Raw genomic sequence first — 25764 nt, forward strand, 5'->3', positions numbered from 1 at the left:
GCGGGAAAATTTTTAACATGACCTTGTCATTGCAATAGAAGCCACTGAATGGTAATTTTCACGCACTTGAAGTGCGAGAAAATTCATCATGGGCTTGTATCTGGTCGGAGAGAACCTCGACGCCGCCCGGGGTCACCGGCTGGCGTCGACCGGCGAACTGATCCCGCTGATGCGCGGCATCTATGTCGATGCCGACGACGATGCGGATGCGCTCATCCTTCGCCATGCGGTGCGCATCGCCCGCTACCTCTACCCTCGCGCCTACCTGTCGTCGGCCAGCGCCGTGCTGCTCGCGCCGACCCGGGATGGCCGCCTGTATGTCTCGGGGCAGCGCAACCAGCGCACCCGGCTACGAGGGCTGGAGATCGTCCAGAACCGCGCACCGAGTCAACCTTCCACGGTGGACGCGGTCGTGGCGGATGGATGGGGCGAGCTCACCGTGCCCGTCTCGTCCTTGCGCCAACGCTTCCTGGAGGCGTTCAGGGTCCGCAGCGAGCACGCCCAGGCCATCGATGTCGACATGCGCGCGCAACTGGCGGCGCGGCTGGTGCAGGAGTACGGGGATGCGACACGAGCCGCTGACGCGCTCTGGACGCTGGCGCGCGGCAACGACTGGTACCGCGAGGGCGAAGGCGCTGAACGCTTCCTGAAGCAGCAAAGCCCCGAGCACCTGCCGCGCAATGAAGCCGCTTTCGCCCTGGATGTGGCCTGGCACGGTCTGTTGCTCGGCGAGCTGGACCATGACGGCACCGAATGGCGCTGGAAGGCCGCCGACACCGGGCCCAGGTTGCCGCCCCTGATCCGGCAGACGACGCCCGGGCGCCTGCCGCCGTTCATCGTGTCCCTGCTTCCGGAGGGCTGGCTGGAGTCGGTGCTGAGGGAGACCAGCGATCGGGAGCTGCTGCGTCACGGCAAGCGCTACATGTCCAACATCACGATCGCGGAGCGGCAGGCGGGACTGGCCGCCTTGCCTCAAGACAAGGTGAGCACCGCGCTGGCCGACTTCACCCGAGACGGCCTGTTCATCGGCCATTACGCCGGCCCGCGGCCCGACGCGATGGACAACGGCTTCGCGCATCGGCTCGCGCAGCTCTTCGCGAACCAGGAAACGCCGCGACTGTCTGGTGTCCAGATCAAGGCGCCCATGCACCTGACCGCGGACGGCACGCTGGTGATCGCCACGCACCTGCCGTTCTCCCACATCCTCAAGCCCGCGGGCGCGTCCGGTTTCGAAGGACTGCCGGTCGCGGAGTGGCTCGGACTGACGCTGTCGCGCGCGGTCGGCTTCGAAGTGCCCGACCACGCGCTGGTCCCGATGCCCGATGGCCTGCCGCTGGCGCTGATCGTCGAGCGCTTCGACATCCGCCGCAGCACCGACCTCGCGGTGGCCGACGCTCGATGGCTCGCGATGGAGGACCTGTGCTCGGTGCTCGAGCTCGAGCCCAGGGACAAATACAAGGGGACCATGGAACGGGTCTCGCGGGCGGTGCGCGCGCTGTCGACCTCGCCCGAGGAGGACCTGCTCGTGGTGCTCCGGCGCGCCCTCTTCGCATGGCTGATCGCCGACGGCGACATGCATCTCAAGAACATGGCGATGCTCAAGTCGGCGCAAGCGGGCGACGAGGTTTTCCGCAGCGTGCGCTTCGCTCCCGTCTACGACACGCTGACCACGCGGGTGTTCCCTGGCCTGCAGCACGATGCGATGGCGTTGAAGCTCAATGGCAAGGATCAACGCCTGCGGCGTGCGGACTTCATGGCCCTTGCTGCGATCGCTGACCTGAGGGTCTCCGATGCGCAAACGGTCATTGACGGGTTGCTGAACGTGTTGCGGGTTGCCGTCGAAGGCATCGCCTTGCCTGAGGTCGTGCGGCAGGACCGCGTGGGCGCGCCGCTCGCGCAGCGGGTGCTGGACACCATCCAGACCCGGCTGCGCGAGTTCGACTGAGCGCCCCGCTCAACGCCCCGGTCGACGCAGCGCTCACCGCAAACTGAGCGACATCCCCTTCCAATCCGCCGCCTGCCACCGCTGGAAGGCGCCCAGCATCGTCACGTCGCCGGCCTGGCGTTTCGTCTCCAGCGTGTCCAGGTCCACCAGCTCGTAGCTGCGCTTGTAGCGGCCTTCGGCGCGCGACTCGCGCGCCACCAGCAGCTCCTTGCCGCCGGGCACCCAGCCGGCGAATTCCGCGTAACCCAGGCCCGGCTGAGCCGCCACCGGCGGCAGCACCGCCACGCGCCAGCCCTGCGCCGTGCGGCGCAGCACCCACAGCTCGCGCCAGCCGTCCGCCGGCACCGAGGCGATCGTGATCGCGTTGCCCTCGCGGTTGATCCGCGCCGACGCCGGCATCACCAGGCCCCAGGCGCAATGGCGCAGTTGCGCCGCGCTACCCTCACGCGCGCCGTTCAGCGCCAGCGTCACGCAGGTCTCGCCCGGCTGGCCCGAGGCAATCGTCAGCTTGAAACCGCCCAGCGTCTGCTCCGACGGGCCCGACGGCATCGCCAGCCAGCGTGCCGCGTTGCCGCGCATCGCGGCGTCGTTGTAGGCCGGCTGATCGTCGTCCGACAGCTCCGCCGGCACCACGCGCGCGAAGGCCTCCAGCGCGCGGCGCGAGGCCGCCCCCGCCGCGTCCACCTGCAACTGGGCCGATGTCGATGCCGGCATCGTGGGGGCCGCGCTGGCCGAGGCGCGCCGCGCCCGGATGAACGCCAGGCTGCTCCACACGCCGGTCTGGCGCATCAGCACCCGGTTGCGCCAGTACGTCGTCAGCAGCGGATCGCGCAGGTCGACCTTGTCCAGGACGTCCGCGCGCCATTGGTCCATCTGCTCACGCTGGGGCGGCGTGGCCACCGGGTCCAGGCAGTCGACGCGCGTCAGCGCCAGCGCCGCGCGTGCCTTCTGCTCGGCCGACGCCACCGGCATCGCCAGCACGCGGCGGAAGGCCTCGCCGTCGTAGCAGAGCTGCATCGCGCCGGCCTCGCGCTCCAGCGTGCGAAAGCGCAGGCCGTAACGCGCGGCGACGTCCAGTTGCGCGGCGACCTGCGTTTCCGCAGCCGTGGCCGCACCGTCCGGACGCGGCGTCACGCGCGAGGCGCGCTCCGCGAGACGCTCGGCCAGCGTGCCCATCGCATCGAGCGCCTCGGCGCCCTCGACGCCGTTGATCTGCGCCACGCTCGCGGCCTGCACATAGGCCGCGGCCAGGCCCACGCCCAACGACTCCATGCCCGGCTGCTGCCGCACCACCCGCAACGCGGCCAGCAGCGACGCCGGCTGGGCGGCCGCGCCGCTGAGCGGCAACAGCGCGCTCTTGCGCACGAAACCGCCGCGCTCGCGGCGGTAGTCGTAGACCTGGAAATGATCCGGACGCTCGCCGCGGATCTCCAGCGCCTCGCCGCGCCAGAGCTGGGCCTGCGCGGGCGACGAGTCCTTCGCCGCGGCGCGCATCGCGACGTTGTCCTGCACGACCATCGCCGTGCGCGGCGCGGTGTCGTCCGGTGAGACGCCCGGTCCACCCGCCTTGATCGGGGGCTTGGGCGCGGTGTCATCAGCCGCGGCATTCGCGGCGTCGGCGCCACTGGCGGCGCTGGCCGAGTGGACGCACAGCAACTGGACGGCGACGGCGGCGATGGCGGCGGCCATCACGAGCTTCATGCGGCTCATGGCGATCTCCTTGGGGATGTCCTGGACGGTCTTCATTGCGCGCCCTGTTCTTGCGCGGGTTCCTGCTTCGTGCCGAGCAGCGTCTTGCCGATGAAGCCGCCATCCGACGGGGGCGGCGCGATGATGACCTGCACCTTGTCGGAGAGCTTGTCGGCCATGGCCTTCTGGATCAGCAGCGGATGGCGGCTCAGCAACGCGCCCTCGGCGGCCATCTGGTCCACGGCCACCTTGCCGATGCGCGTCTGGCGATAGGCCTCGGCGTCGGCGAGCTTTTCGCGGGCCTTGGCTTCGCCGTCCGCCTCGATGCCGCGTGCCTGCGCGCTGCCCTCGGCCAGCTTGATGCGCGATACGCGCTCCGCCTCGGCCTCGAGCTGGCGCTGCTCCACCTGACGCTGCTTGAACGGCAGCACGTGCTTCATCGCCTCCTCCTGGCCCTTGGCGGCGATGATCTGCTCGCGGGCCGAGGCCTCGGCGGCCGTCTCGCGGCGCACCTTCTCCGCGGCCGCCTCCAGCTCGGTCTGCTTGACCTGCTTCTCCTTGAGCTCCAGCGTGTAGCGCATCTTCTCGCTGGCCAGGCCCTCGGCGAGCAGGTTCTCCAGGCCTTCGCGGTACTCCTGGGGCAGGTCCACGTTGCCGATCTCCAGGCCGCGCAGCACGATGCCGTCGACGGCCAGCTTGCGGCGCAGCTCCGACTCCAGCGCGGCCTGAATCGGGCCGCGCTGCGTCGAGAAGATCTCGCGCACCGTGTGCGTGGCGACCTGGCGATAGACGATGCCCTGCAGCGCCGGCGCGATCACGTCGCCTTCGATGTCGTCGGGCAGCGAGACGGCCAGTTGCGCCAGGCGGTTCGGGTCGACGGTCCAGCGCACGGTCAGGTCCAGTCCCAGCGACAGGCCCTCGAGCGACTGCAGCGGGGCCTCGCCGTCGGCGCGGGCGAAGCGCTTGGGGTGATAGCTGCGGTCGCGCAGCGGCAGGTCGCGCACGTCGTGCAGGCCGGGCAGCGCGAGCATCGATCCGGAACGGCCCTCGGTCACGCCGCCGGTGAGCATGTTGGTCCGCAGGCTGACGGCGCCACGCGGCACCTCGTGCACCGGGGGATGGGTGACCAGCAGGGCGACCGCGCCGGCCACGGCGCTCAGACCCGCCAGCCAGGGCAGGGCGCGCAGGACGCCGGCACTGGCGCGGCGGCGCGGGAAACCGGGCAGCCGCGCCTTGAGCCGCGCGGCGGCGTTGCGGATCGATTGCAGGCGGTCGTTCATGAAGTCCTCCGGGGTTCCCGTCGTTCGGGTGTTGGGATGTCGCTCATGGTCCGCAGCCGGGCCGGAAGCCTCAATGCGGCCGCCGGCGGGTCCCTTCACGGTCCGGAAGAAACCCTCACACGCGGGGCGCGCCGCGGTGGGCCGGGCTGTCGATAATCCGGCGCCATGGTCACCCCCAGGAACAAGGTCGCCGTCATCGAGGACGACCGCCCCACCAGCGAGCAACTGGCCGGCTGGATCCGCGCCGCGCGGCCCGAGCTGCAGGTCGACCAATGGTTCGACCGCGACGCCGCCGAGGCCGCGCTGGCCCGCGAGCGCTACGAGATGGTGGTGCTCGACATCGAGCTCGGCCGAGAGCGCAATGCCGGCATCGCGCTGATCAACGAGATCAACAAGCTGAACGCCGGCACGCCGGTGCTGGTGGTGTCGGCGATGCCCGCGGCGATCTACCGCGGGATCATGAAGGCGCTGGACGCGTGGGACTACCTGCAGAAGACCAGCTTCGACGAGTCGGAGTTCATCGACACCTTCCTCGACATCCTGCGCGCCGCCCGCTCGCGCGAGCCCGCCGAGCCCGCCCCGGCCGCGCCGGACGCGCTGCAGCTCGATCCGCTGTGGCAGCGCAGTCCGCTGTGGAAGGGCCAGCGCATCAACCTGCCGCTGACCGCGCAGCGCATCCTGGCCACGCTCTACCAGCGCGCGCCGCAGGTCGTGTCGTACGAGGAGCTCTACGACGTCGTCAAGAGCGGCCGCACGCGCGACAACGTGCGCAAGCACGTCTCCACGCTGCGCGAGGCGCTCAAGGAGGTCGATCCCGCCTTCGACGCGATCGAGAACGTGCCGATGCGCGGCTTCCGCTGGTCCGGTCCGCGATGAGCCCGCGGTCCGTGAGGGGCGGCGCATGAAGCTCGGTCCGGTCGAGCTGCCCGCGCTGGCGGTGCCAAGGCTGGGCCTGGCGGCCTTCCGCCGGCGCGCGGTCGTCCACCTGGCCTTCCTGCTGCTCGCGCTGGCCACGGTGGGCCTGGTGCTCACCGTGCTGATCGACCAGAAGCAGCGCGCCTATCAGCGCTACGCGCAGGGCTTCCGCCAGTCGCTGGCCGAGATCGTGCTGACGCTGCGCCATCCCAACGGGCAGCTCGCGCTGCTGAATCCGACAATGAACGCGGGCGATCGCGACGGCCAGGCGCCGGTGCTGCTGCCGTTCTCGGCCATCGACTTCGATGACCAGGGCAAGGCCCAGCGCGCGGTCGAGATGGCCGGCTGCGGCCTGCGCTGGCCCGATGGCGCGAGCCTGTGCGTCGCGGTCGGCGCCAATGCCTACGCGGGTGGATTCGTCTACCTGGTCGGCAGTCTGGAGAGCGGCCCGCTGATCGGGCGCGAGCACGGCGCGCTGGATCTGTCCGGCGTGCATCGGGCACGCGTGACGCTGAAGCTGCGCGGCGAGACGCAGACCTGGATCGCGCCGTTCGAGGGCGCCGCGGCGTCCGACGGCACGCAACGCGGGCGGCTGACCGGTTTCCTCGGCGGCGGGCCGCAGCTGCCCGGCAAGTCGCGCCCGGTGCGCGAGTTCCGCGGCTGGCTCTGGCGCGAAGGCCCCTGCAGCGAGGGTCGCAGCGGGCCGGACTGCCCGCGCCGCACCTTCTATTCGATCCGCCTGCCGGTGGAGGCCTTCCAGGACGCGCTGTTCGATGCCGACGGCCGGCGCGCGCGACCGGTGTGGCCGCCGCTGGACCTCGATCAGGCGCGCGTGCGGGTGGAGCTGCTGGGGCCCGCCGAGGCGGTGGAGGGGCAGGCTGAAACGCCGACGACGCCGACGACGCTCTTCGACAGCGGCCGGCCCGGCGCGTCGCTGGCGCAGTCGCTCGATCGGATCGGCGCGTCGCTGCAGCCGGGCGAGACGCTGCGCATCGAGCGCCTGGGCCGGCAGGCTCAGACCCTGGCGGAGCGGCGCGGGCCGGAGCTGTCCGAGCGCGCGCTGCCCTGGCTGATCCATGTGATGCGCCGCCTGCCGGTGCAGGGCGACATCCTGGGGGTGGGCGCGGACCGCGACGCCGCCGACGTCCGGTGGTTGACGGCCTCGGACGAGGTCCAGACCGCCAGCGGCCGGTATCGGCTGGACCTGCGCGGCGACCTGCGCAGCCTGGATCGCCAGCTCGCGCTGGAGGCGCGCCCGCTGGCGTGGCTGGCGGCGGCGATGCTCGCGGCGGTGGCGCTCGCGTGGCTGATGGTGGAGCTGGGCCTGATCCGCGGCATCGCGGTGCTGACCAAGCGCGCCGCGGCGGTCTCGTACAACATGCAGGACGCGCGCGCGGACCAGCGCATCGGCGAGCTGGACGTCGCCGACCTGCGCGGCCGGGATGAGCTCGGCATCCTGGCCGGCAGCCTCGCCGATGCGCTCAGCCGCGTGAAGGACGGCCTGCGTCGCGAGCAGCTGCGCGCCGAGCGCGAGCGCGAGATGTGGCATGCGGTGGGGCACGAGATCATGTCGCCGCTGCAGTCGCTGATGGTGCTGCACGGTGCGCCCGAGGACGCCAGCCATCGCTACGTGCAGCGCATGCAGCAGGCGGTGAAGGTGCTGTATGGCAGCGCGCCGCCGAGCGAGGCGCTGGCCTCGGCCGATCTGAATCCGCAGGCGCTGGACCTGGCGGCGTTCTGTCGCGAGATCGCGGCCAACGCGCATTACGCCGGCATCGACGATGTGAGCTTCGCCAGCGCGCTGCCCGAGCCGCTGCCGGTGCGCGCCGAGGCTTACGCGCTGGAGGACGCGGTGACGCATGTATTGCGCAACGCCGATCGCTACCGGCCCGGGGGCACGCCCATTGCCCTCACGCTGGAGGCGGGCGAGCCCGGTGTGGTGCTGCTGCGCATCCACAACCAGGGGCCGCCGATCGACGCGGCGATGCTGGAGCAGATCTTCGAGTACGGCGTGTCCGACACCGCGCCGCAGGCCAGTGGAGAGCGTCGCGGGCAGGGGCTCTTCGTGGCGAAGACCTACCTGGCCAAGATGGATGGCAGCATCCGGGCATTCAATGTGCCGGGTGGGGTGGTGTTCGAGATGAGCTTGCGCCGCACGGCGGCCTGAGCCGATCAAGGAGTGTCGACATGCCGATGAATGCCCATTACGCGTTGACTGAACCGATCCGTGACGCGGTGGATGCCTTGTCGCGGGAGCATCCGCTGCTGGTGGAGTTCGGCGCCTCGTGGTGCCCGATCTGCGAGTCCGCGCAGCCGCTGCTGGTGCGGGCCTTCGAGGGCCGGCACGAGCGCGTGCAGCACATCAAGGTCGAGGACGGCAAGGGTCAGCCGCTGGGCCGCTCGTTCAAGGTCAAGCTGTGGCCGACGCTGATCTTCATGAAGGACGGCGTGGAGGTGGAGCGGCTGGTCAGGCCCACGAACGCTGAGGACATCCGGGCCGCGCTGGAACGCATCGACGGGGCCTGACGGACAATCGCGCCCCATGACCCAAGCCCATGTGCTGCTCCCCAAGGACGGAGCGCCCGACCTGTTGTTCGTGCTGCTGCACGGTGCCGGCGCCGACATCGAGCAGATGCGCCCGCTCGCCGAGGCCCTGCATCGCCAGTACCCGCGCGCCGCGCTGGTGCTGCCCGAGGGCTTCGAGCCCTTCGATGCCATTCCGGGCGGCGGGGCGGGATTCCAGTGGTACTCCGAGCAGGGCGACGATGCGGCGAAGGCCGCGCGCCTGACCGAGGCGGTGCCGGCGCTGATCGCGCTGGTGCGCCGCTGGGCGGAGAAGCTCGAGATGAGCTGGGAGCGCGTCGCGCTGGGCGGGTTCTCGCAGGGCGCGATCCTGGCGCTGGAGGCGCTGCAGCAGGAAGAGCAGCTGGCGGGACGTGTGCTGGCGTTTGGCGGCGCGTATGCCTACTGGCCGCAGCATGCGCCCAAGGATGTGTCGATTCACCTGCTGCATGGCAAGGAGGATGCGGAGCTGCCGTATCCGGCGCTGCTGAACGCGGCGCGGGAGCTGATGTCGCTCGGCGCGGACATCACCGCGGACGTGCTGCCCAAGGTCGGGCATGAGCTGCATCCGGAACTCATCGAGCGCGCGATGGAGCAGCTCAGGACTTTCATTCCCGCGCGCCTCTGGCGCGAGGCGGTGCTTGCCGCCGCCGAGGCGGACAAGAACGAGCCCAAGCATTGAGGCACCCTCGCCCGCGGAGCGGGAGAGGGGGTCAATTCAATCGAGGGTGACCTCGGTCCTGACGGTGCCGGCGCGGTCCGCCCAGGCGACGAGGCTCAGCCGCGTCCCCTTCGGCGCTCTTACGACCCATTCGCCGTAAGCGCGATCCCCGGTGATGTCCCGCTCCGGCAGGAACGCGAGCTGCGTCTGCCTGGGCGCATGGCCTTCCAGCTGAGGCCCTTCCATCCGCGGCTTGCCGCTCACCAGCCCCACCTCCGGATCCACCGGCAGGAAGATCTCGAACATCACCCCGCGCGTCTGCTTGCGCGCCAGCGCCTGCTTGGTCAGGTAGGCCGGCAGCCAGCCGCTGTTGCCCACGGCCATCCGCACGCGCCACGTATCCGGCCCGAGCGCCCGCACCTCCGTGCGCAGCAGCTCCAATTTCGGCAGGCTCAGCGCGATCTGGTTCATCCACGCCGGGAAACGCGCGGCCTCGCGCTCGCGCAGATGCGGCGGCGGATTGCGCCAGAAGTTCATCTTGTCCCAGCCCCCGATCTCCACCGGCCCGAGCTGCGGATGCATGAACGACGTCCACTCGACATGCGCCTTGCCGTCGCAGTGCTCGTCGCTCCACTTGAGCAGCTTGAGGTCGTCCTCCACCGGGTGATCGCGGAACCAGTCGATCCACTTGTAGCCGGTGATGCCGGCCTCCTTGTTGGGCGACCACAGCTCCACCACCCAGAACAGCGCGCCCAGGTGCTCGTACACCCAGTCCTGCGTCCCGGTGATCACTTCCTTGGGGTGGTACTTGAACTCGTGCCAGATGCTCACCGCGGGATACCCGGTGTGCTGCTCGCCGAGCTTGGAGAAACGCTGGAAGGCCCAGAGGTCTTCCGGCGCCATCTCGTCGTCGCTGCGCGTGCCGCAGGGGCGCAGGATCACGCCGCTGTGCGTGTGGAAGCTGATCGCCGCGCCGATGTTGGGATGGCCGACCATGAAGTCGACCATCGCGCGCACCTCGGGCTCGCTGGTCGGATACGGACCGGCGCCGACCTGCTCGAACTCCTGGCGCCAGCCGGCGGGGAAGTTGCGGTTCAGGTCCAGGCCTTCGCTGTCCCGGTTGACCTTGATGGTCAGCCCGTCGTGGTTGACGACCAGTCCCTCGGGCATCAGCCGGTAGTACTCGCCGCCGAATTCCCCGGGCTGACGCGCGACCATCAGCCGCGGATCGTCGGCGTGCTTCTTGTAGCCGCCGTGCGGGTCGGGGATGCGCATCGTGAGGATGCGCCCGTCGCCGTCGATGTCCTCGACGCTCAGGCCCTCGACGGGCTCCTCGTCGAAGGGATAGGGGCGCGTGGAGGAGCGGATGTGCCGCGGCCGGTCGGCCAGGGCGAGCTCGGCGCCATCGGGGTTCAGGCGCGGGACCATGTAGATCGTGCGCGTGTCCAGCAGGTGCGTGGCCTGCGGGTCGGTGCCGTACTTGGAGAGCAGATCGTGCAGGTAGTACAGGCAGGTGGTGCAGGCGGTGAGCTCGGCCGCGTGGATGTTGCCGTCGACCCAGAAGGCGGGCTTCTCGACGTCGACGCCGGTGGCGGTGTTGGTCAGGATGACGACCCAGATCTCGCGTCCCTCGAAGCTCTTGCCGATGGAGCGCACCGACACCAGGTTGGGGCAGGCCTCGGCGTAGCTGAACAGCAGCTGGGTGAGCGCCTCGTAGCGCGGGAACTCGTCGAAGCGCGGGGTGGGCAGCAGGGGGACGGGGGCGGGCGCGGAAACCGGCGTGGGGATCGTCGCGGTGGTCGTCGTCGTGGTCGGGCCGGCGGGCGGGAGAGCGGTCATGGGCATCCCAGGGACGGTGTCGGTGCGGCCGATTTTGCATGCCCAGGCCCCTGCGACCGAGAGGCCTCTCCACGCTGGCACAGCGCGTTTACCCTGAGACAGGTTAAATTGCTGCCCTTGCGCGCGCGTCCGGAGCCGATCCGGGGGCGCGTCGCACGACTTCAATGACAAGGCGGTCCGCGAGGACGCCGAGGCGACTGCTGGAGAGATGGCTGTGAATCACTGCGAGAAGATCCCGTTGGGAACGCAAGGGGCGACCGAGTGGGAAGTGGTGCACCTGCCGTCGACGCTGGGCGACTTCCAGGCGCGCGCGTTCCGCAGTCCGGTGACCGGCTCGGAGCACCTGGTGCTGTCGGTGGGTCCGCTGAAGGAGCGCGGCGGCCTGCTGCGCGTGCACAGCGAGTGCCTCACCGGCGACGTCTTCCAGTCGCTGCGCTGCGATTGCGGTCCGCAGCTGCAAGGCGCGCTGGACCTGCTCAAGGACGAGGGCGGCATCGTGATCTACATGCGCGGCCATGAAGGCCGGGGCATCGGCCTGGTGGAGAAGCTGCGCGCGTACGCGCTGCAGGAAGCGGGCGCGGACACGATCGACGCCAACCTGCGCCTGGGCCACGCCGAGGACGAGCGCGATTACGCGGACGCGATCGACATCCTGTGCCTGCTGGGCGTGAAGAGCGTGCGGCTGATCACCAACAACCCGGTCAAGCGCGACGCGCTGGTCGAGGGCGGGGTGGAGGTCGAGGAACTGGTGCCGCTGCGCATCGCCGCCAACCCGCACAACGAGCGCTACCTCGAGACCAAGCGCAGGCGGATGGGGCATTACCTCGAGTGAGGATGGCTCCTCAAACAAGTGGGAGCTGACCGGAGCCCTGCTTGATTGAGCCATGGAGCGCGTGAGGGTTCACGCGCAGCATTACTGGCTTTCCACCCTGATGGGGAGCCAGCAGATGACGGTCACGCAGCAACAGATCGGTGAGCGGGTGCGCGTCGCGCGTGAGCGCTTTCACCTGAGCCAGCAGGAGCTGAGCGAGTTCACCGATCTCTCGGTCGAGGACATCGCCGCCATCGAGGGTGGCGAGCGTCCCATCGGGGCGCGTGAGATGGGGCGCCTTGCCTACGCGGTGGGGCGCAAGACCTGGGAGTTCACGGAGGACCGTTTCGTCGACGACGGCGCGCTGAGCGCGCTGTTCCGCGCGGGCCCCACGCGCATCGACAAGAGCCAGTTGAGCTGCTCGTTGCAAGAAGGCATCGCGTACGCGCTGCAATTCGCGCTGCTGGAGCAGCAGGTGGGCGCTGAGCGCAGGAACTTGCTGCGCGAGGCGTTCGACTTGCCGGAACCCGGCGATGTCGGCGAGGCGATCGAGCAGGGCGAGGCAGTCGCGGCCGCGGAGCGGATCCGCTTGAACGTCGGCGATCAGCGGCTAGAGCGTCTGCCGCATCTCTTCGAGACCCAGGGGGTCGGCAGCGTGGCGGTGGAACTGCCGGAACACGTCTGCGGGATGACGCTGTTCGATGCGCGTTTCGGCGCCTTCATCCTGTTCAACGCGCAACACGCCCGCACGCGTCGGCGGTTCGCCTTGGCGCACGAGTACGGGCACGTGCTGATGGATCGTCATCGACTGGCGTCGCTGAGCACGATGGGCTCGGTGGACGATCTGGTCGAGGTCCGAGCCAACGCGTTTGCCGCCGCCCTGCTCATGCCGGCGGCGGGTGTGCAAGACACCTTGGACATGGACCGGGTCGGCGCGCGAATCGAGGGCGGCGGCAAGCCGGTGGGCATGCTCGACATCGCGGCGGTCGCGCAGGCCTTCGATGTCAGCCGACGTTCCGCGCTCCGCCGGGCCCGGCAGCTGGGTCTGGTCGGTGATCCCGAGTACCAGACGCTGCTGGCGGCGGAACTCCGCGGAGACGGCGCGCCCTACTCGACGATGCTGGGGCTGTTCAATGCACCGGACGGGGACAGCCGACGGGAATGTCGAGGCCGCATGGTTGGGCTGGCCTTGGAGGCGTTCCGGCTGAATCAGATCTCTCACCGGAAGTTGATCGGTATCGCGGGTGCGATCGGGGTGGATGGTGAGACGGTGGAACGCATCGTCGACGTTCTTGGGCTGGAGTGATGCGTGATGACCGCCAAGACCTTTCGCCTGTCCCCTGGGGTTGTCGTCACGGACACCAACGTGCTGATCAATTTCCTTCGCATCGAACAGCTCGGGTTGCTTGGTCGGGTGCCAGAACTGCGCTTCGAGGTTCCCCAACAGGTGATGGACGAAGTGACCTGGGAGGCTCAGGCGGCAGCACTGGCGGCGGCGCTTGAAGCGGGCGAGCTTCATCCTTGCGAGGCCTCGGATGTGGAGATATCCGCGCTCTACAGCAGCTTGCTCAAGCGGATCGAATCGGGCGAGGCCGCCTGCATTGCGATTGCATGCGTGCGCGGCCAGTCCGTGGCGACCGACGAGAAGGGGAACGCGGGGCGCATCGCCCACGAGCTTCTGGGACGACATCGACTCCTTCGGACCGAGGAGCTGATCAAGCGATGCATCCAGGCCGAGCTGATCAGCGTGTCCGAGGCGGACGAGTTCAAGGCCACGCTTGCGCGGAACCGCTACGACATGAAGTTCGCGTCGTTCGCGGATCTCGCGGCGGCGTGAATGACGGAGTCACGGATGATGCCGAGCACAGCCTTCCGACCCCTGCGAGGCTCCGTCGCACCCCTGCCGCTCTGGCGTGTCGATCGGCAAGGTCAGCCGCATCGGATCGCAGACATGCGCTTGCTGCATCCCGACGGGGTCGAGATGGACTTTCTCGCCCCCTTCGGCTGGCCGCTCGATGCCGCCATGCGCGAGGGCCGCTTCGAGGGCCTGCCCTACCCGCTGCAGGACATGCGCCCACAGGGCTTTCTCGGGCGCTACTTCGCGCGCTTCTACGCCCCGGTGCTGCAGGTCAGCACCGATCCCCACCAGTGGTCCGACGACGACGCGCTGCATGCGATCTCGCTGCTGGGCAGCGACACGCCGGGCGACCTGCTCGTCGGTGAGCGTGCCTGCGCGCAATGGCTGGAGCACCTGCGCCTCTTCAACGCCGGCCAGACCCCGCCGGGGATCAGCGATGACGACGTCCCCGCCGCGTTTCCCTCGCTGGCCCGTCTCGTCCTGACAGATGGCTTGCCGGGATCCTCCGCCGGCGGCGAGTTCCCCAAGTTCACGACGATGCGCCGGATGCCGGATGGCTCGCTGCGTCACGTGCTGGTGAAGTTCACCGCCGATGACGACTCGCCAGCGACTCGCCGCTGGGCCGATCTGCTGGTCTGCGAGCACCTGGCCTCGCGCGTGCTGGTCGAGCAGCTCCGCATTCCCGCCGCGACGTCCCGGATTCATGTCCATGGCGGTCGGACCTTCCTCGAGATCGATCGCTTCGATCGCCACGGGGCGGTCGGCCGGTCCCCGGTGGTGTCGTGGTTCGCGCTCAATGCGACCTTCATCGGCACCGCGGGCCAGCCCTGGCATCAGGCCGTGAGGCCGCTGGTCGACCGGGGCTGGCTGAGCGAGGGCGATCAGTCGGTCATCGAGCAGGTCTGGCATTTCGGCCGCCTGATCGCCAACAACGACATGCACGACGGCAATCTGTCCTTCCGTCCGATCCAGCGCGATGGACACGCGGCGTTCGAGCTCGCGCCGATCTACGACATGCTGCCGATGGGGCTGGCGCCGCGTCGCGATGGCTCGCTGCCTGTCGAGCGATCGGTCAGCCTGAGCGCGGGGCAGGATGAGGCAGCGACAGATGCCACGATCCAGCGCGTCGAGGCCGCCGCACGCTGCTTCTGGCGGACCGCCGCCGAGGATGCGCGTCTGAGCCATGAATTCCGCCAGCTCTGCGAGGCTCGCGCGCATCGTCTGACGTTGGACAATCCGCCCATCGCCGATCACCGCGCATGAACCGCTTGTCCCCATGCCCCTGCGCTACCAAACCGTCCCCGTCACCCCTTTCCACCAGAACTGCTCGATCGTCTGGTGCGACGCCACGCGTGAGGCCGCCGTCATCGATCCGGGCGGTGAAGTCCCGCGGCTGCTCGCCGAGGTCGAGCGCCTGGGCCTGACGCTCAAGGCCATCTGGCTCACCCACGCGCACATCGACCATGCCGGCGGCGTCGGCGAACTTGCCCGCACTCGTGACCTGCCCATCGTCGGGCCGCATCAGGGCGACCAGTTCTGGATCACCGCGCTGCCGCAGCAGGCCGCGATGTTCGGCTTCACGCCCGCGGAGATGTTCACCCCTACCCGCTGGCTCGAGGACGGCGACACCGTCCAGATCGGCCACGAAACGCTGCAGGTCCGCCACTGCCCCGGCCACACGCCCGGTCACGTCGTCTTCCACTCGGCATCGGCGCAGCGCTGCTTCGTCGGCGACGTGCTCTTCGCCGGCAGCATCGGCCGCACCGACTTCCCCGGTGGCGATCACGACACCCTGATCCGCTCGATCAACGAGCGCCTCTGGCCGATGGGCGACGACACCGTCTTCATCCCCGGCCACGGCCCCGAGAGCAGCTTCGGCGAGGAGCGCCGCACGAATCCCTTCGTCGGTGGCCGCTGGGGCTGAGCCCCGCTCATCCCCGCTCACAAGGGCGACAGCCCCGTGTCCAGGAAGCGCGACTCCGGAAATCCGCGCAGCGCCAGCGCGGTCAGCTCCACCAGCTCCTCGAAACTGCGCTCCTTCTGCAGCACCGCCACCCCGCCCATGCGATCGGCCGCGTCGGTCAGCTCGTCGCCGATATAGCCGGTGGTGATGATCACCGGCACTCGCGGCAGCGCCGCCCGGACCGCGAGCGCCAGCTCCAGCCCGTTCATGCCGGGCATGTTGAAGTCGGTGATCAGCAACTGCATCGGCGCGCGGCCCTGCTCCACGTCGCCGAGGCACTCGGTCGGCTCGGCATAGGTCCGGACGTCGTAGCCCGCCTTCTTCAGCAGCGCCTCCACCATCAGCAGCACGATCGGGTCGTCGTCCACGTACACGACGTGTTCGCCCTCGCCCGGCTCGGCCACCTTGGTCAGCGCCGCCGTGTCCAGCGGCGCCCCCTCGCCGGCCGTCACCGGCAGGTAGATCGCGAACAGCGTGCCCATGCCGGGCCGCGACTGCACATCGATCGCGCCGCCGTGCGCGTGCACGATGCCGTTGACGATGTGCAGCCCCAGCCCCGTGCCCTGCCCCCGCGGCTTGGTCGAGAAGAAGGGCTCGAACAGGCGCTGGATCACGTCCTCGCCCATGCCGTGTCCGTCGTCGCGCACGCTCAGCTCCGCGTAGCGCGTCGGCGCCACCCGGCCGATGGTGAACGCATGCGGCACATCGAACTGCACCTCGCGCAGCGCGATGGTCAGCTGGCCGTGACCGCCCGGCATCGCCTGCCACGCGTTCGTGCACAGGTTCATCACCACCTGCTGCACCTCCGCCGGGTCCACCGTCGCCACGCTGTCGTCGTGCAGATCCACCGTGAGCCGCACCGTGGCCGGCAGCGTCGATCGCAGCAGGCCGATGCTGTCCTCGACCAGCGGGCGCAGCCGGTGCTGAGCCAGTTCGTGCGAACTGCCCCGCGCGTAGGCCAGGATGCGCTGCACGATGTCCCGCGCGCGATCACCCGCCCGCTTGATCTGCTGCATGTGACCGCGCAGCGGCGACGTCGCCGGCAATTCGTCGAGCATCATCCCCGCGTGCCCCAGGATCGCCGCGAGGATGTTGTTGAAGTCGTGCGCGACGCCGCCCGCCAGCGTGCCCAGCGATTCCATCCGCTGGATGCGCATCAGCTTCTCCTCGAGATCCACCCGGGTCAGCTCATCGGCCTTGCGCGTCGTGATGTCGATGAACAGCACCACCAGGCCGTGCTCGCAGGGAAAGGAGCGGCACTCGAACCACTTGCCCATGCGGGCGTTGAATTCCTCGTAGATGTGGGCCGTGCGCGACTGCATCGCGGCGCGGGCCTCGACATCGAAGCGGGCGCCCATCACGCCGGGCAGCGTGGCCCAGAAGTCGCGGCCGAGCACCGCCTCGCGGGAGCGCCCGCTCGCGCGTTCGAAGGCGACGTTCACGAACTCGATCTTCCAGTCGTACGCGAGCAGGATCACCGCGTCGGTGACGTAGTCCAGCGCCGCGCCGACGTGCGCGACGCCTTCATCGGGTGCGGCAGGTGCGGAGGATGCACCCGGCCCGTGCGCGGAGTCCTTGCGTGTCATGACGCCCCCTGGTGGACGAGGCGCCAGTGTGGACCTCATCGGACGCCTCGGCAATCAATGTGCCAGACACCTAACTCGTGGGAGGCCCGATGGACACGGGATTCCCGGCCCGATCAGGACTTCGCGGCGGGCGGCTGGAAGCGCTGCGCCGGCTTGGGCGCGCGGGCGTACAGGCCTTGCACCTGGGGCAGCGTGCGCTCGATGTCCTTGATCCGCGTCGGTCCTGACGGGTGCGTCGACAGGAACTGCGGCGGCGCGCCCTTGCTGGCGCGGCCCATCTTCTCCCACAGCGAGATGCCGGCCCGCGGGTCGTAGCCGGCGCGGGCCGCGAGCTCCATCCCCACGAGGTCCGCCTCGCTCTCGTCCTCGCGGCCGAAGCTCAGCGAGGCCAGCTGCCCACCGATCTGCGCGATGCCCCGTCCGACATTGCCCAGCCCGAACACGGCGGCGCCGAGCTCGATCAGGCCGTTCTTGGCCATGTCCTTGCCGATGCGCTCCCGGGCGTGTTCCCGCAGCGCATGGGCCATCTCGTGGCCCATGATCATCGCGACCTCGTCGTCGCTGAGCTGCAGCTGCTGGAGGATCCCGTAATAGAACGCGATCTTGCCGCCCGGCATGCAGAAGGCGTTGAGCTCGCGACTGGCGATCAGGTTCACCTCCCAGCGCCATTGGCGTGCGCGCGGGTTCCAGGATTCGGCGAAGGGCACGATGCGCTGCGCGATCGCGCGCAGGCGGAGGAGCTGAGGTTCGTTGGGACCGGCCAGCGCATTCTTCGCCTGGGCCTGCCTGAGCATCTGCGTGTACTGCTGCTGGGCGGCCGCCTCGATCTGTTCGGCCGAGACGAACCTGGTGAACCGGCTGGTGCGGCCGACATCGACGCCCTCGCGCGCGGGCTGCTGTTGCTGGGCCCAGGCCGGCGTCAGCGCGCCAAGTCCTCCGGCGGCCAGCAGCCCGGTGAACAGCCGCCGCGCGGGTTGTCGCGGCGCGCGGTCAGCGTCAGCGGGACCGCAGCTCCTGCAGTCGCAGCGACCGAATCCATACGTGGGCGCCGACGGCAGGTGGATGTCGGCATCGAGGGAGAAATCAGCATCAGCCATGGCGGCATTCTAGGGAGGCGACAATGGCCCCCATCATGTCCCAGCCGCCCTTGATCACGCCGTCCCCGGCCTGTGCCACCTCGCCGCTCGACCCCCAGGAGTTCCGCGCCGCGCTGGGCATGTTCGCCACCGGCGTCACCATCGTCACCGCTCGCGCCGAGGACGGCACGCTGGTCGGTCTGACGGCCAATTCGTTCAATTCCGTGTCGCTGACGCCGCCGCTGGTGCTGTGGAGCCTGGCGCGCCGCGCCGGATCGATGCCGGTGTTCAGCCGCGGCTCGCATTACGCGATCAACATCCTGGCCGCGGATCAGAAGGAGCTCGCGCAGCGCTTCGCCACGCGCGACATCGACCGCTTCGCCGGCGTGAAGTTCCGCGAGGGCTGCGGCGGCGCGCCGGTGCTGGAAGGCTGCGCGGCCGTCTTCGAATGCGCCAACCGCAGCCAGTACGAGGAAGGCGACCACGTCATCTTCGTCGGCGAGGTCGAGGCCTGCTCCCGCGCCGAGCACGCCCAGCCGCTGATCTTCCACGGCGGCCGCTACTACACCGAGCTGCCGATCTGAGCGGACGCTGAGCCGCCGCTCAGCCGCTCATTCCCGCATCCGCTCATTCACCGGCGTGCCGCCCCACGGGCCAGAAGGCCGGCAGGCGGCGCATCGCGTGCCAGCGCCACGCCGTGACGAGGGCGGTCAAGGCCGCGGAGCCCGCCACCAGCCAGATCGGCGAGAACCCCCAGAAGTTGGTCGCGGCGACGCACGCGCCCATGCCGATCAGCACGCTGAAGGTCAGCATCGCCACGCGCGCGCCGGTGGGCGGCGACTGCCGTGACCAGTCGCGCCAGACCAGCAGCCCCGCGGGCAGCGCCGCGGCGGCGAAGTGCAGGCCCAGCATCGGATGGTCCGGCGTTCCGAAGGGACTCGTGACCCCCGGCGCCAGCGCCGCCATCAGCAGGATCATGAGCACGCCCGCGCACCACGCCAGCACGAAGTGCCGCATCCAGCGCATCGCCAGGCGGCTGTTCATGGCCTCGCCGCGCGGCAGTCCCGGCACCAGTGTGAGCAGCGCCTGTTCGCGCCGCGTCTGATGAAGCGTCGACGCCAGGCCGAACAGCGGGCTCAGCATTGCGCTGATCAGGCCGATGGACAGCCCCGGCATTGCCGAGCGGATCACCCGGCCCGCCTTCTCCGGCCAGATCGCGATCAGCGCGAATTCCGCCAGCAGGAACATGGCGAACAGCAGGGCCGTCGTCGACCCGGTGGCCGACCAGTGCAGGCCGCGCAACACGGCGAGATCGGCGCGCGCGGTGACGCTCGCGGCGGTGGGGCGCGCCGTGCGCAGCAGGTGCTCGCGCCACAGCGGATGCCCCCACTGGAACAGGCGCGTGAGCGGCGCCCACGGGCCCGTCGGCGACGGCGCCTTCGCGCCGCCATGCAGGGACATCACCTGACGCATGCGCTGCGCCTGGCGCCAGGAGCGGTCATGCGTCGCGCCGCCGGCCTGGAAGAGCTGCCAGAGTCCCGCCGCGCACGCGAGCAGGATCGCGGAGGTCTGCGTGAGCGGCTGGCGCTGATGCCAGGCCCACAGCATGTCCAGCAGCGACAGCGTCAGCGGCTGATCGCGCAGCGGCGGCATCACCAGCCAGGGCAGCACCCAGAACGGGATCCACAGCATCGGCCAGCGCAGGCAGGCGGCGAAGGCCAGCATGCCGACCGCGGCGACCATGATGAACACCAGCGTGTGTCCGAAAGCCAGGCCCATCAGCGCGCCGATCGCCACCGCCAGGGCCAGGAACACGCTGACGGCGCACTCGCGCAGGCGGCGCAGCTGCCCCGGCATCAGGTGCGCGGAGATCGGATCGTTCAAGCCCATGAGCGCGCTGCCGGCGGCCCACCAGGTCAGGAAGAGCGCGATCGCGGCGGACACGCAGAAGGTCCCGGCCACTGCATCGGGACGCGCGCTGGTCGTCGCCAACGCGGTCAGGGCGAGCACCGGCAGCGCCAGCCACCAGACGCGGCCCACCTTGCGTCCCGTCGTCCGCAGCACCGCCATGTGGCCGCCGACACCGGGCAGTCCGGGTGATCGCGGCAGCCCGGGCAGGCCCGGGCGGGGCGACGCGGCGCTCATTGCGTCAGCTCCAGGAAGAGGTCCTCGAGATTGAGCGCTTCGCAGCGCAGCGTGGCATCGCCCTGCGGCAGCCGGCCATCGGGGAAGCGGGCCAGCCAGCGAGCCTGATCGCCGAGCTCACGCCGGCTCAGCACCTGGCCGCTGAAGGCGTCCACCGTGGCCTGCAGGCGCGCGGCCGGGCCGGCGAGCAGGCGGACCTCGTCCGACAGCACATCCTGCGGGGCTTGCAGCGCGATGCGGCCGCGGCTGAGGAAGGCGATGTTGAAGGCTACGCGCTCGAGGTCGGACAGGATGTGCGTCGAGAACACGACGGTCGTGCCGCGATCGATCACCTGGTCGACGAGCTCGCGCAGGAAGTCGCGGCGACCGGCGGGGTCGAGGCTGGCCACGGGCTCATCGAGCACGAGCAGGTCGGGTTCGTGGGCCAGCGCGCGCACGATGGACAGGCGTTGCTGCTGGCCTTGCGAGAGCTTCGAGATGCGTCGATCGCGCGGGATGTCCCAGCGCGACATCAGGCCGTCGACCTTGGCGTCGCTCCATCGGGGATAGAAGCTGCGGAAGTAGCGCAGCAGGTCGCCGACGACGAAGTCCTCGAACAGCGCCGCGTGCTGGGGCACGTAGCCCAGGCGCTCGCGCAGCGCGTCGTCGGGCGTGAGCGCGGACTGGCCGAAGAGGCGGACCTCGCCGGCCTGCGGTTCGCGCAGGCCGAGCAGGGTCTCGAGCAGCGTGGTCTTGCCCGCGCCGTTGCGGCCGAGCAGGCCGACGACCTGACCGGCGGCGAGCGTCCAATCGAGGCCGGCGATCACGCCGGGCTGGTCCTTGAAATCGACCCGCAGGCCGGTCGCCCGAACGGGCGGCGCCCCGAGGGCGTCGTCCACCATGGCCGGCGCCTGGCCGATCGTGATCGTCTGGTTCATCGCGTCTCTCCCGTGTCCTCGAGCAGCGCCTTGAACAGGGACAAGACCTGTTCGGGCGGCAGTTCCAACTGGCGAGCCTCGGCGGCCGCCTTCTCCAGTACCGGCCGCAACAGCTCGACGCGGCCCCGTGTCCTCATCGCGCGCTGGTGCTGCGCGGCCACCACCATGGGCAGGCCGCGGCGGCGCTCGACCAGGCCTTCGGCCTCCATCAGCCCGAAGGCCTTGGAGACCGTCATCGGATTGACCGCCAGGGCCTGCGCCAGTTCCCGCACCGAGGGGATCTCCTGCCCGGCGACCAGCTGGCCGCTGGCCACGCGCCGGCGCAGCTGCTCCACCAGCTGGCGGTAGATCGGCTCGGGGGAGCCGGGGTTGATGCTGAAAAGCAGGTCGGAGTCCATCGTGCGGCGAGTGGCGCCGAGCGGTCATCGTCGGCGTGTATCAGTACAGTAATACAGCCAGGCGGAGGACGTCAAGGGGGAGCCGGAACGGAGGATGGTGGCGCCACCCGAAGGCGTCAGGGTTGCTGGTCAATGGCCCTCAGCTCGATCGCAGGCACTGGTCCCAGCCAGCGCAGATCCACGCGCCTAGCGGGCCGCTGAAGCGACCACAGCCCCCTCGACCAGCTCGAGGGCTGGCCAGATCGACCGCGCGCCGCCTGGCGCGCTCCAGCTCATCGACGCCGCTACGGCGCCGGCGCAGCTGCTGGACCTGGCGCAGCTGAACCGGGCCGGCGCCCAGGCACGCCTGCACCTGCCGGGCAGCGAGGTCAAGCGTCATAAGGGCGTGTCTAGGACGCACCGAGGCGCGCGAGGTCGCAGCAAGCCTTCCGGCAGGCAGGCCTCACAGTCGCCTACTTCGCCCTCGGCCGGACCCTAGGGGTGCAGCCACGTACTCTTGGGTGCTATGCCATCGGGAGGAGACAGCAACCCCTGCTGAAAAGCGTCTAAGCCCGGATTCAGTTGCTAGTTCGGGATAGCTGGGCCCGCGACTTCAACGGGATCTGCATCAGATGCCACGCCGAACGGCTGCAGTTCTCGGAAGCGGTCGCACGCTGTGATCCTCCAATCCAGGATCGCCTCGTTGCATTCTTGGCTCAGGCCGTTTGGGTGGGGTAGTCGGTGTAGCCCAGCGACCCTGGCGTGTAGAAGGTCGTCGGGTCTGGGGCATTCAAAGTAGCGCCGGCCCGCATGCGCTTGACCAGGTCGGGGTTGGCGATGAAGGGGCGAGCGAATGCGATCAGGTCCGCGTGGTCAGCTTGGAGCGCGCTTTCTGCGCTGGTCTTGTCGTAGCCGCCCGCCAGAATGAAGAGGCCCTTGAATGAAGAGCGCATGCCTGCCTTGAGTTCGGCGGGAACGGCCGGCGCGCCCATGGCCGAGTGGTCCAGCACGTGCATGTAGACGAGGCCGAGTTCCGACAACTGCTGTGTCAGTGCCAAGTACTGCGCGTCGACATCAGCGAAGGGCCCTGTGCTGTTGAAAACGCCGTAGGGCGAGAGACGGATGCCGACACGCTGCGCACCGATCGCTGCCGCAGTTGCGCGAGCGACCTCGACCGCAAAGCGATTGCGGCCCTCGATGCCTTCGCCGTAGCCGTCCGTGCGGCGGTTCACGTTCGCATTAAGGAACTGTTCGATCAAATAGCCATTGGCCGCGTGTAGCTCGACGCCGTCGAAGCCTGCGTCGATGGCGAGTTGCGCGGCCTTTGCGTATTCACCGACAGCGTGAGCGATGTCGGCTGCGGACATCGCGCGAGCTGCGCTGTGCGGCTGCATGCCCTGCACATCGGTGTACATCTCCCCGGGACAGACTTCGGCCATGGGGCCAAGGACCTCGGCTCCTGCAGGCAGGTTGGCCGCATGGCTGACGCGGCCGGTGTGCATGAGCTGCACGAAGACCTTGCCACCCTTGGCATGAATCTCTTCAACGACAGACTTCCAGCCGCGCACATGCGCTTCACTGAACAGTCCGGGGATGCGCGCATAGCCGAGACCGTTGGGCGACGGCGATGTGCCCTCGGTGATGATCAGTCCGGCCGTGGCACGCTGGCCGTAGTACTCGGCCATCAGCTCGTTGGGCGTGTTGGCATCGACCGCGCGGCTGCGCGTCATCGGGGCCATGACGACGCGGTTGGCGAGTTGAAGCGACGAGGAGGTGAAAGGTTGGAGGAGCATGGTCTGACTGTTTGTGAGCCTGAAACGGCGGGTGAATAGAGTGCGAGCGGGCAGCGAGGAAGCCTCGTCACTTGATCTTGATGACGACCTTGCCCTTGGCGCGACCGAGCGCGAGGTAGTCCAGGGCTTCCTTGGCTTGGTCGAACGGGAACACTTTGTCGATGACCGGTCGGATGCGCCCCGACTCGAGCAGCGATCCGATTTCTGCAAGCTGCCGCCCATCAGGCCGCACAAAGTGGAAGGCGTAGCTGATGCCCTTTTTCGTGGCCAGCTTCCGGATCTTGCGGCTCATCATGCCGAACACGAACTTCAGGAGGAAGTTCAGCTTCTTTGCTTCAGCAAAGGCCGCGTCCAACGGGCCAATGAGAGAAACAACCCGCCCGCCCGGTTTCAGGATGTTCAGCGACTTCTCGATGGCATCGCCGCGCACCGTGCCCAGCACGGCGTCGTAGCCGCGCAGAACCTGGTCGAATTCCTGCTTTTTGTAGTCCACGATTTCATCGGCACCCAGGCCGCTGACAAGTTCGACATTGCCCGTGCTGACAGTCGTTCCCACTTTGGCGCCGAGTTCGTGAGCCAACTGGATCGCAAACGTGCCGATGCCGCCAGAGCCTGCGGGGATGAACAGCTTCTGACCGCGGCGCAGGCTGATGCGCTCCTTCAGCGCCTGCCAGGACGTCAGCGCGACCATCGGGATCGAGGCGGCCTGCACAAAGTCCAAGTTGGTCGGCTTCAGCGCGGCTGCGCTCTCTGGTACAGCGGCGAACTCTGCAATGGATCCCTTGCCCAGGTCGAAGAGACTGGCGTAGATCTCGTCACCCGGCTTGAAGCGGGTCACGCGGCTGCCAACCTCGATCACTACGCCGGCCAAGTCGCTGCCGAGGACGGCCGGCAGCTTGAAATGCAGGACGGGCTTGAACGTGCCGACCGGGACCATGTTGTCAATGGGGTTCACGCCCGCCGCGTGCACCTGGACCAGCAGTTCGTCTGGTTGCAACGTTGGGCGGTCGATGTTGGCGAACCCGATGTCGGGGGACTTGCCGTAGCGTTTGAAGGTGAGCGCTTTCATGCTTTCTTCCTTGTTCCTGGGGATGCCAGGGTAGGGGCCGTTTTTCGCGTGAGCTTGCCATCGCGTTCACGCTGAGCGCGTTTTGGGCGCTTGCTGCAAGATTCGTTGATGCAATCTTCAAGAGACAGGCGGTTTGATGAGCGGGGTGTCACCGGACGTCATTCGCCGAGTAACTGAACTCCGTGGCGGAGGAAGCGCTGCTGGGATTGGAACTGCGCGGCGTGGAGGGCCGAGCGGCGATGAAGCGGGGAGCGTGGTGTAGTGTCTGTCGCTCAGGCTGCCTCTGGACTCAGTCGGACAGGAAGGCCAGTGCCTTGGGCACGAAGTCCTTGTGGTACTGGAAGATGCCGCCGTGGCCGGCGTCCGGGTAGATGACCAACTGCGCGTTCGGTAGGCGCTTCGCCAAGTCCAAGGAATTGCGGGCGGGCACCATCCGGTCGTCATCTCCATTGACCACCAGCACCGGCTGCTTGATCACCGACAGGTCGGCAGGACGCTTCTGCCCCCAGGCGCTCAGTGCCTGCAGTTGCGACACATAGGTCCAGATGGCGATCTCGGCATCACGGTCGTCGGTGCGTTCCTGAAGGCGCCCCAGGAAGGCCTTGCCGGCTTCAATGCCGTTAGGGCTGCGCGTGAAGAACAGGTACTGCTTGGGATCCTGACCGGTGAGCTTGGCACGGATCAGGTCCTGATTTGCGACACCTGCCACCGCGCTGATGCCGTCGCCGCCTGCGGGGCCCGTGCCCGCCAGGATCATTCTGCGAACCAGCTGGGGCTCTTTGAGCACGATCTCCTGGGAGATCATGCCGCCCATGGAGAAGCCGAACAAGTCGACCTGCTTGAACCCTTTGGCCCTGATGAATCTGATCGCGTCATCGGCCATCTGCTCGATGGTGTCGGCCGGCTTGCCAGTAGAAGAGCCCACGCCCCGGTTGTCGAACGCGATCACGTGATGTTTGGCGGCCAACCCGTCCACGACGCGCGGATCCCAGTTGTCCAGCACGGCGGCCAGGTGTGCCAGCAAGATCACGGGCGTGCCGCCGTTCTGCTGCCCCAGTTCACGGTAGGAGAACGTCACGTCGCCCGCAGCGACGCTTTGGGTCCGCACGTTCTTCCACGTCACCGGCAGCGATTGCTGCGCAGGGTTCCGGGCGTCACCGGCAGCGGTGGCGGTGGCATTGGCTGCCCATGCGCTGGAAGCCGCCAGGATGCCGGCCAGCGCCAGCGCGTAAAAGGTCGATTTGATGGATGGGTTCGACATGACAAGGTTCCGAGGGG

At 69.0% G+C, this 25764-nt stretch carries 23 protein-coding genes; 11 read left to right on the forward strand and 12 right to left on the reverse strand.

Annotation, left to right across the window (positions count from 1 at the left end; translation table 11 throughout):
* Positions 1 to 88 precede the first annotated feature (88 nt).
* Positions 89 to 1945, forward strand: coding sequence for a type II toxin-antitoxin system HipA family toxin (locus tag ACNI65_RS24190; RefSeq protein WP_416759976.1), 1857 nt, complete (start codon positions 89 to 91; stop codon positions 1943 to 1945).
* 33 nt (positions 1946 to 1978) lie between these two features.
* Here ACNI65_RS24190 and ACNI65_RS24195 read toward each other — a convergent pair whose 3' ends face one another.
* A complete protein-coding gene (locus ACNI65_RS24195; RefSeq protein ID WP_416759977.1) occupies positions 1979 to 3691 on the reverse strand; it encodes a hypothetical protein in 1713 nt (570 codons plus the stop codon).
* A complete protein-coding gene (locus tag ACNI65_RS24200) occupies positions 3688 to 4914 on the reverse strand; it encodes an SPFH domain-containing protein (protein ID WP_416759978.1) in 1227 nt (408 codons plus the stop codon). The genes ACNI65_RS24195 and ACNI65_RS24200 overlap by 4 nt, the downstream gene beginning before the upstream one ends.
* A gap of 165 nt (positions 4915 to 5079) precedes the next feature.
* Between ACNI65_RS24200 and ACNI65_RS24205 the strand changes: the two genes are divergently transcribed.
* Genes ACNI65_RS24205 through ypfH form a run of 4 tightly spaced genes read left to right on the forward strand, consistent with a single transcriptional unit; the run spans position 5080 to position 9073 of the window.
* Entirely contained in the window at positions 5080 to 5790 is a 711-nt protein-coding gene (locus tag ACNI65_RS24205) for a response regulator (RefSeq protein ID WP_416759980.1), read from the forward strand.
* Between the two features lie 25 nt (positions 5791 to 5815).
* The gene (locus ACNI65_RS24210; RefSeq protein ID WP_416759981.1) at positions 5816 to 7996 is read left to right on the forward strand and encodes an ATP-binding protein; all 2181 of its coding nucleotides are present in this window, start codon (positions 5816 to 5818) and stop codon (positions 7994 to 7996) included.
* 20 nt (positions 7997 to 8016) lie between these two features.
* Positions 8017 to 8355, forward strand: coding sequence for a thioredoxin family protein (locus ACNI65_RS24215; RefSeq protein ID WP_416759983.1), 339 nt, complete (start codon positions 8017 to 8019; stop codon positions 8353 to 8355).
* Between the two features lie 16 nt (positions 8356 to 8371).
* The gene (gene ypfH / locus ACNI65_RS24220; protein ID WP_416759984.1) at positions 8372 to 9073 is read left to right on the forward strand and encodes an esterase; all 702 of its coding nucleotides are present in this window, start codon (positions 8372 to 8374) and stop codon (positions 9071 to 9073) included.
* Positions 9074 to 9109: 36 nt separating this feature from the next.
* Here ypfH and ACNI65_RS24225 read toward each other — a convergent pair whose 3' ends face one another.
* Positions 9110 to 10891 (reverse strand): M14 family metallopeptidase, encoded by a 1782-nt coding sequence (locus ACNI65_RS24225; RefSeq protein ID WP_416759985.1) that lies wholly within the window; start codon positions 10889 to 10891, stop codon positions 9110 to 9112.
* A 238-nt stretch (positions 10892 to 11129) separates the two neighbouring features.
* On the opposite strand from ACNI65_RS24225, the gene ribA reads away from it, so the two are divergent.
* From ribA to ACNI65_RS24250, 5 genes are all read left to right on the forward strand, one after another.
* Entirely contained in the window at positions 11130 to 11723 is a 594-nt protein-coding gene (gene ribA, locus ACNI65_RS24230) for a GTP cyclohydrolase II (RefSeq protein ID WP_416759986.1), read from the forward strand.
* 115 nt (positions 11724 to 11838) lie between these two features.
* Positions 11839 to 13008 (forward strand): helix-turn-helix domain-containing protein, encoded by a 1170-nt coding sequence (locus ACNI65_RS24235; RefSeq protein ID WP_416759987.1) that lies wholly within the window; start codon positions 11839 to 11841, stop codon positions 13006 to 13008.
* Between the two features lie 6 nt (positions 13009 to 13014).
* Entirely contained in the window at positions 13015 to 13539 is a 525-nt protein-coding gene (locus ACNI65_RS24240) for a hypothetical protein (RefSeq protein WP_416759989.1), read from the forward strand.
* A gap of 18 nt (positions 13540 to 13557) precedes the next feature.
* Positions 13558 to 14823 (forward strand): type II toxin-antitoxin system HipA family toxin YjjJ, encoded by a 1266-nt coding sequence (gene yjjJ, locus ACNI65_RS24245; protein ID WP_416763696.1) that lies wholly within the window; start codon positions 13558 to 13560, stop codon positions 14821 to 14823.
* A gap of 13 nt (positions 14824 to 14836) precedes the next feature.
* On the forward strand, positions 14837 to 15484 hold the full coding sequence (locus tag ACNI65_RS24250) for an MBL fold metallo-hydrolase (RefSeq protein ID WP_416759990.1): 648 nt from the start codon (positions 14837 to 14839) through the stop codon (positions 15482 to 15484).
* A 17-nt stretch (positions 15485 to 15501) separates the two neighbouring features.
* Here ACNI65_RS24250 and ACNI65_RS24255 read toward each other — a convergent pair whose 3' ends face one another.
* Complete coding sequence (locus ACNI65_RS24255) at positions 15502 to 17109, reverse strand: ATP-binding protein (protein ID WP_416759991.1); 1608 nt, start codon at positions 17107 to 17109, stop codon at positions 15502 to 15504.
* 113 nt (positions 17110 to 17222) lie between these two features.
* Complete coding sequence (locus ACNI65_RS24260) at positions 17223 to 18206, reverse strand: M48 family metallopeptidase (RefSeq protein ID WP_416759993.1); 984 nt, start codon at positions 18204 to 18206, stop codon at positions 17223 to 17225.
* Between the two features lie 35 nt (positions 18207 to 18241).
* Here ACNI65_RS24260 and ACNI65_RS24265 point away from each other — a divergent pair, with 35 nt between their 5' ends.
* On the forward strand, positions 18242 to 18769 hold the full coding sequence (locus tag ACNI65_RS24265; RefSeq protein ID WP_416763697.1) for a flavin reductase family protein: 528 nt from the start codon (positions 18242 to 18244) through the stop codon (positions 18767 to 18769).
* A 43-nt stretch (positions 18770 to 18812) separates the two neighbouring features.
* On the opposite strand, the gene ACNI65_RS24270 is transcribed toward ACNI65_RS24265, so the two are convergent.
* The 7 genes from ACNI65_RS24270 to ACNI65_RS24300 form a co-directional block, all read right to left on the reverse strand.
* Entirely contained in the window at positions 18813 to 20330 is a 1518-nt protein-coding gene (locus ACNI65_RS24270) for a hypothetical protein (RefSeq protein WP_416759995.1), read from the reverse strand.
* On the reverse strand, positions 20327 to 21247 hold the full coding sequence (locus ACNI65_RS24275) for an ABC transporter ATP-binding protein (protein ID WP_416759996.1): 921 nt from the start codon (positions 21245 to 21247) through the stop codon (positions 20327 to 20329). The genes ACNI65_RS24270 and ACNI65_RS24275 overlap by 4 nt, the downstream gene beginning before the upstream one ends.
* Entirely contained in the window at positions 21244 to 21645 is a 402-nt protein-coding gene (locus ACNI65_RS24280) for a GntR family transcriptional regulator (RefSeq protein ID WP_416759997.1), read from the reverse strand. The genes ACNI65_RS24275 and ACNI65_RS24280 overlap by 4 nt, the downstream gene beginning before the upstream one ends.
* A 139-nt stretch (positions 21646 to 21784) precedes the next feature.
* The gene (locus ACNI65_RS24285; RefSeq protein WP_416759999.1) at positions 21785 to 22024 is read right to left on the reverse strand and encodes a hypothetical protein; all 240 of its coding nucleotides are present in this window, start codon (positions 22022 to 22024) and stop codon (positions 21785 to 21787) included.
* Positions 22025 to 22340: 316 nt separating this feature from the next.
* Complete coding sequence (locus ACNI65_RS24290; RefSeq protein ID WP_416760001.1) at positions 22341 to 23417, reverse strand: alkene reductase; 1077 nt, start codon at positions 23415 to 23417, stop codon at positions 22341 to 22343.
* 67 nt (positions 23418 to 23484) lie between these two features.
* A complete protein-coding gene (locus ACNI65_RS24295) occupies positions 23485 to 24486 on the reverse strand; it encodes an NADP-dependent oxidoreductase (RefSeq protein ID WP_416760002.1) in 1002 nt (333 codons plus the stop codon).
* Positions 24487 to 24775: 289 nt separating this feature from the next.
* A complete protein-coding gene (locus ACNI65_RS24300; protein ID WP_416760004.1) occupies positions 24776 to 25747 on the reverse strand; it encodes an alpha/beta fold hydrolase in 972 nt (323 codons plus the stop codon).
* Between the last annotated feature and the right edge of the window lie 17 nt (positions 25748 to 25764).

Source organism: Roseateles sp. So40a (genome assembly GCF_048081605.1).
Taxonomy (GTDB): domain Bacteria; phylum Pseudomonadota; class Gammaproteobacteria; order Burkholderiales; family Burkholderiaceae_C; genus Roseateles.

What these genes read in the sequence shown, in the direction of transcription:
- ACNI65_RS24215 (WP_416759983.1), top strand. Translation starts at nt 8,017, where the DNA reads ATGCCGATGAATGCCCATTACGCGTTGACTGAACCGATCCGTGACGCG.
- ACNI65_RS24295 (WP_416760002.1), bottom strand. Translation starts at nt 24,486, where the DNA reads ATGAAAGCGCTCACCTTCAAACGCTACGGCAAGTCCCCCGACATCGGG.
- ACNI65_RS24275 (WP_416759996.1), bottom strand. Translation starts at nt 21,247, where the DNA reads ATGAACCAGACGATCACGATCGGCCAGGCGCCGGCCATGGTGGACGAC.
- ACNI65_RS24285 (WP_416759999.1), bottom strand. Translation starts at nt 22,024, where the DNA reads ATGACGCTTGACCTCGCTGCCCGGCAGGTGCAGGCGTGCCTGGGCGCC.
- ypfH (WP_416759984.1), top strand. Translation starts at nt 8,372, where the DNA reads ATGACCCAAGCCCATGTGCTGCTCCCCAAGGACGGAGCGCCCGACCTG.
- ACNI65_RS24240 (WP_416759989.1), top strand. Translation starts at nt 13,015, where the DNA reads ATGACCGCCAAGACCTTTCGCCTGTCCCCTGGGGTTGTCGTCACGGAC.
- ACNI65_RS24265 (WP_416763697.1), top strand. Translation starts at nt 18,242, where the DNA reads ATGTCCCAGCCGCCCTTGATCACGCCGTCCCCGGCCTGTGCCACCTCG.
- ACNI65_RS24205 (WP_416759980.1), top strand. Translation starts at nt 5,080, where the DNA reads ATGGTCACCCCCAGGAACAAGGTCGCCGTCATCGAGGACGACCGCCCC.
- ACNI65_RS24260 (WP_416759993.1), bottom strand. Translation starts at nt 18,206, where the DNA reads ATGGCTGATGCTGATTTCTCCCTCGATGCCGACATCCACCTGCCGTCG.
- ACNI65_RS24255 (WP_416759991.1), bottom strand. Translation starts at nt 17,109, where the DNA reads ATGACACGCAAGGACTCCGCGCACGGGCCGGGTGCATCCTCCGCACCT.
- ACNI65_RS24195 (WP_416759977.1), bottom strand. Translation starts at nt 3,691, where the DNA reads ATGAAGACCGTCCAGGACATCCCCAAGGAGATCGCCATGAGCCGCATG.
- yjjJ (WP_416763696.1), top strand. Translation starts at nt 13,558, where the DNA reads ATGCCGAGCACAGCCTTCCGACCCCTGCGAGGCTCCGTCGCACCCCTG.
- ACNI65_RS24190 (WP_416759976.1), top strand. Translation starts at nt 89, where the DNA reads ATGGGCTTGTATCTGGTCGGAGAGAACCTCGACGCCGCCCGGGGTCAC.
- ACNI65_RS24300 (WP_416760004.1), bottom strand. Translation starts at nt 25,747, where the DNA reads ATGTCGAACCCATCCATCAAATCGACCTTTTACGCGCTGGCGCTGGCC.
- ACNI65_RS24225 (WP_416759985.1), bottom strand. Translation starts at nt 10,891, where the DNA reads ATGACCGCTCTCCCGCCCGCCGGCCCGACCACGACGACGACCACCGCG.
- ACNI65_RS24235 (WP_416759987.1), top strand. Translation starts at nt 11,839, where the DNA reads ATGACGGTCACGCAGCAACAGATCGGTGAGCGGGTGCGCGTCGCGCGT.
- ACNI65_RS24290 (WP_416760001.1), bottom strand. Translation starts at nt 23,417, where the DNA reads ATGCTCCTCCAACCTTTCACCTCCTCGTCGCTTCAACTCGCCAACCGC.
- ACNI65_RS24210 (WP_416759981.1), top strand. Translation starts at nt 5,816, where the DNA reads ATGAAGCTCGGTCCGGTCGAGCTGCCCGCGCTGGCGGTGCCAAGGCTG.
- ACNI65_RS24280 (WP_416759997.1), bottom strand. Translation starts at nt 21,645, where the DNA reads ATGGACTCCGACCTGCTTTTCAGCATCAACCCCGGCTCCCCCGAGCCG.
- ACNI65_RS24200 (WP_416759978.1), bottom strand. Translation starts at nt 4,914, where the DNA reads ATGAACGACCGCCTGCAATCGATCCGCAACGCCGCCGCGCGGCTCAAG.
- ACNI65_RS24270 (WP_416759995.1), bottom strand. Translation starts at nt 20,330, where the DNA reads ATGAGCGCCGCGTCGCCCCGCCCGGGCCTGCCCGGGCTGCCGCGATCA.
- ACNI65_RS24250 (WP_416759990.1), top strand. Translation starts at nt 14,837, where the DNA reads ATGCCCCTGCGCTACCAAACCGTCCCCGTCACCCCTTTCCACCAGAAC.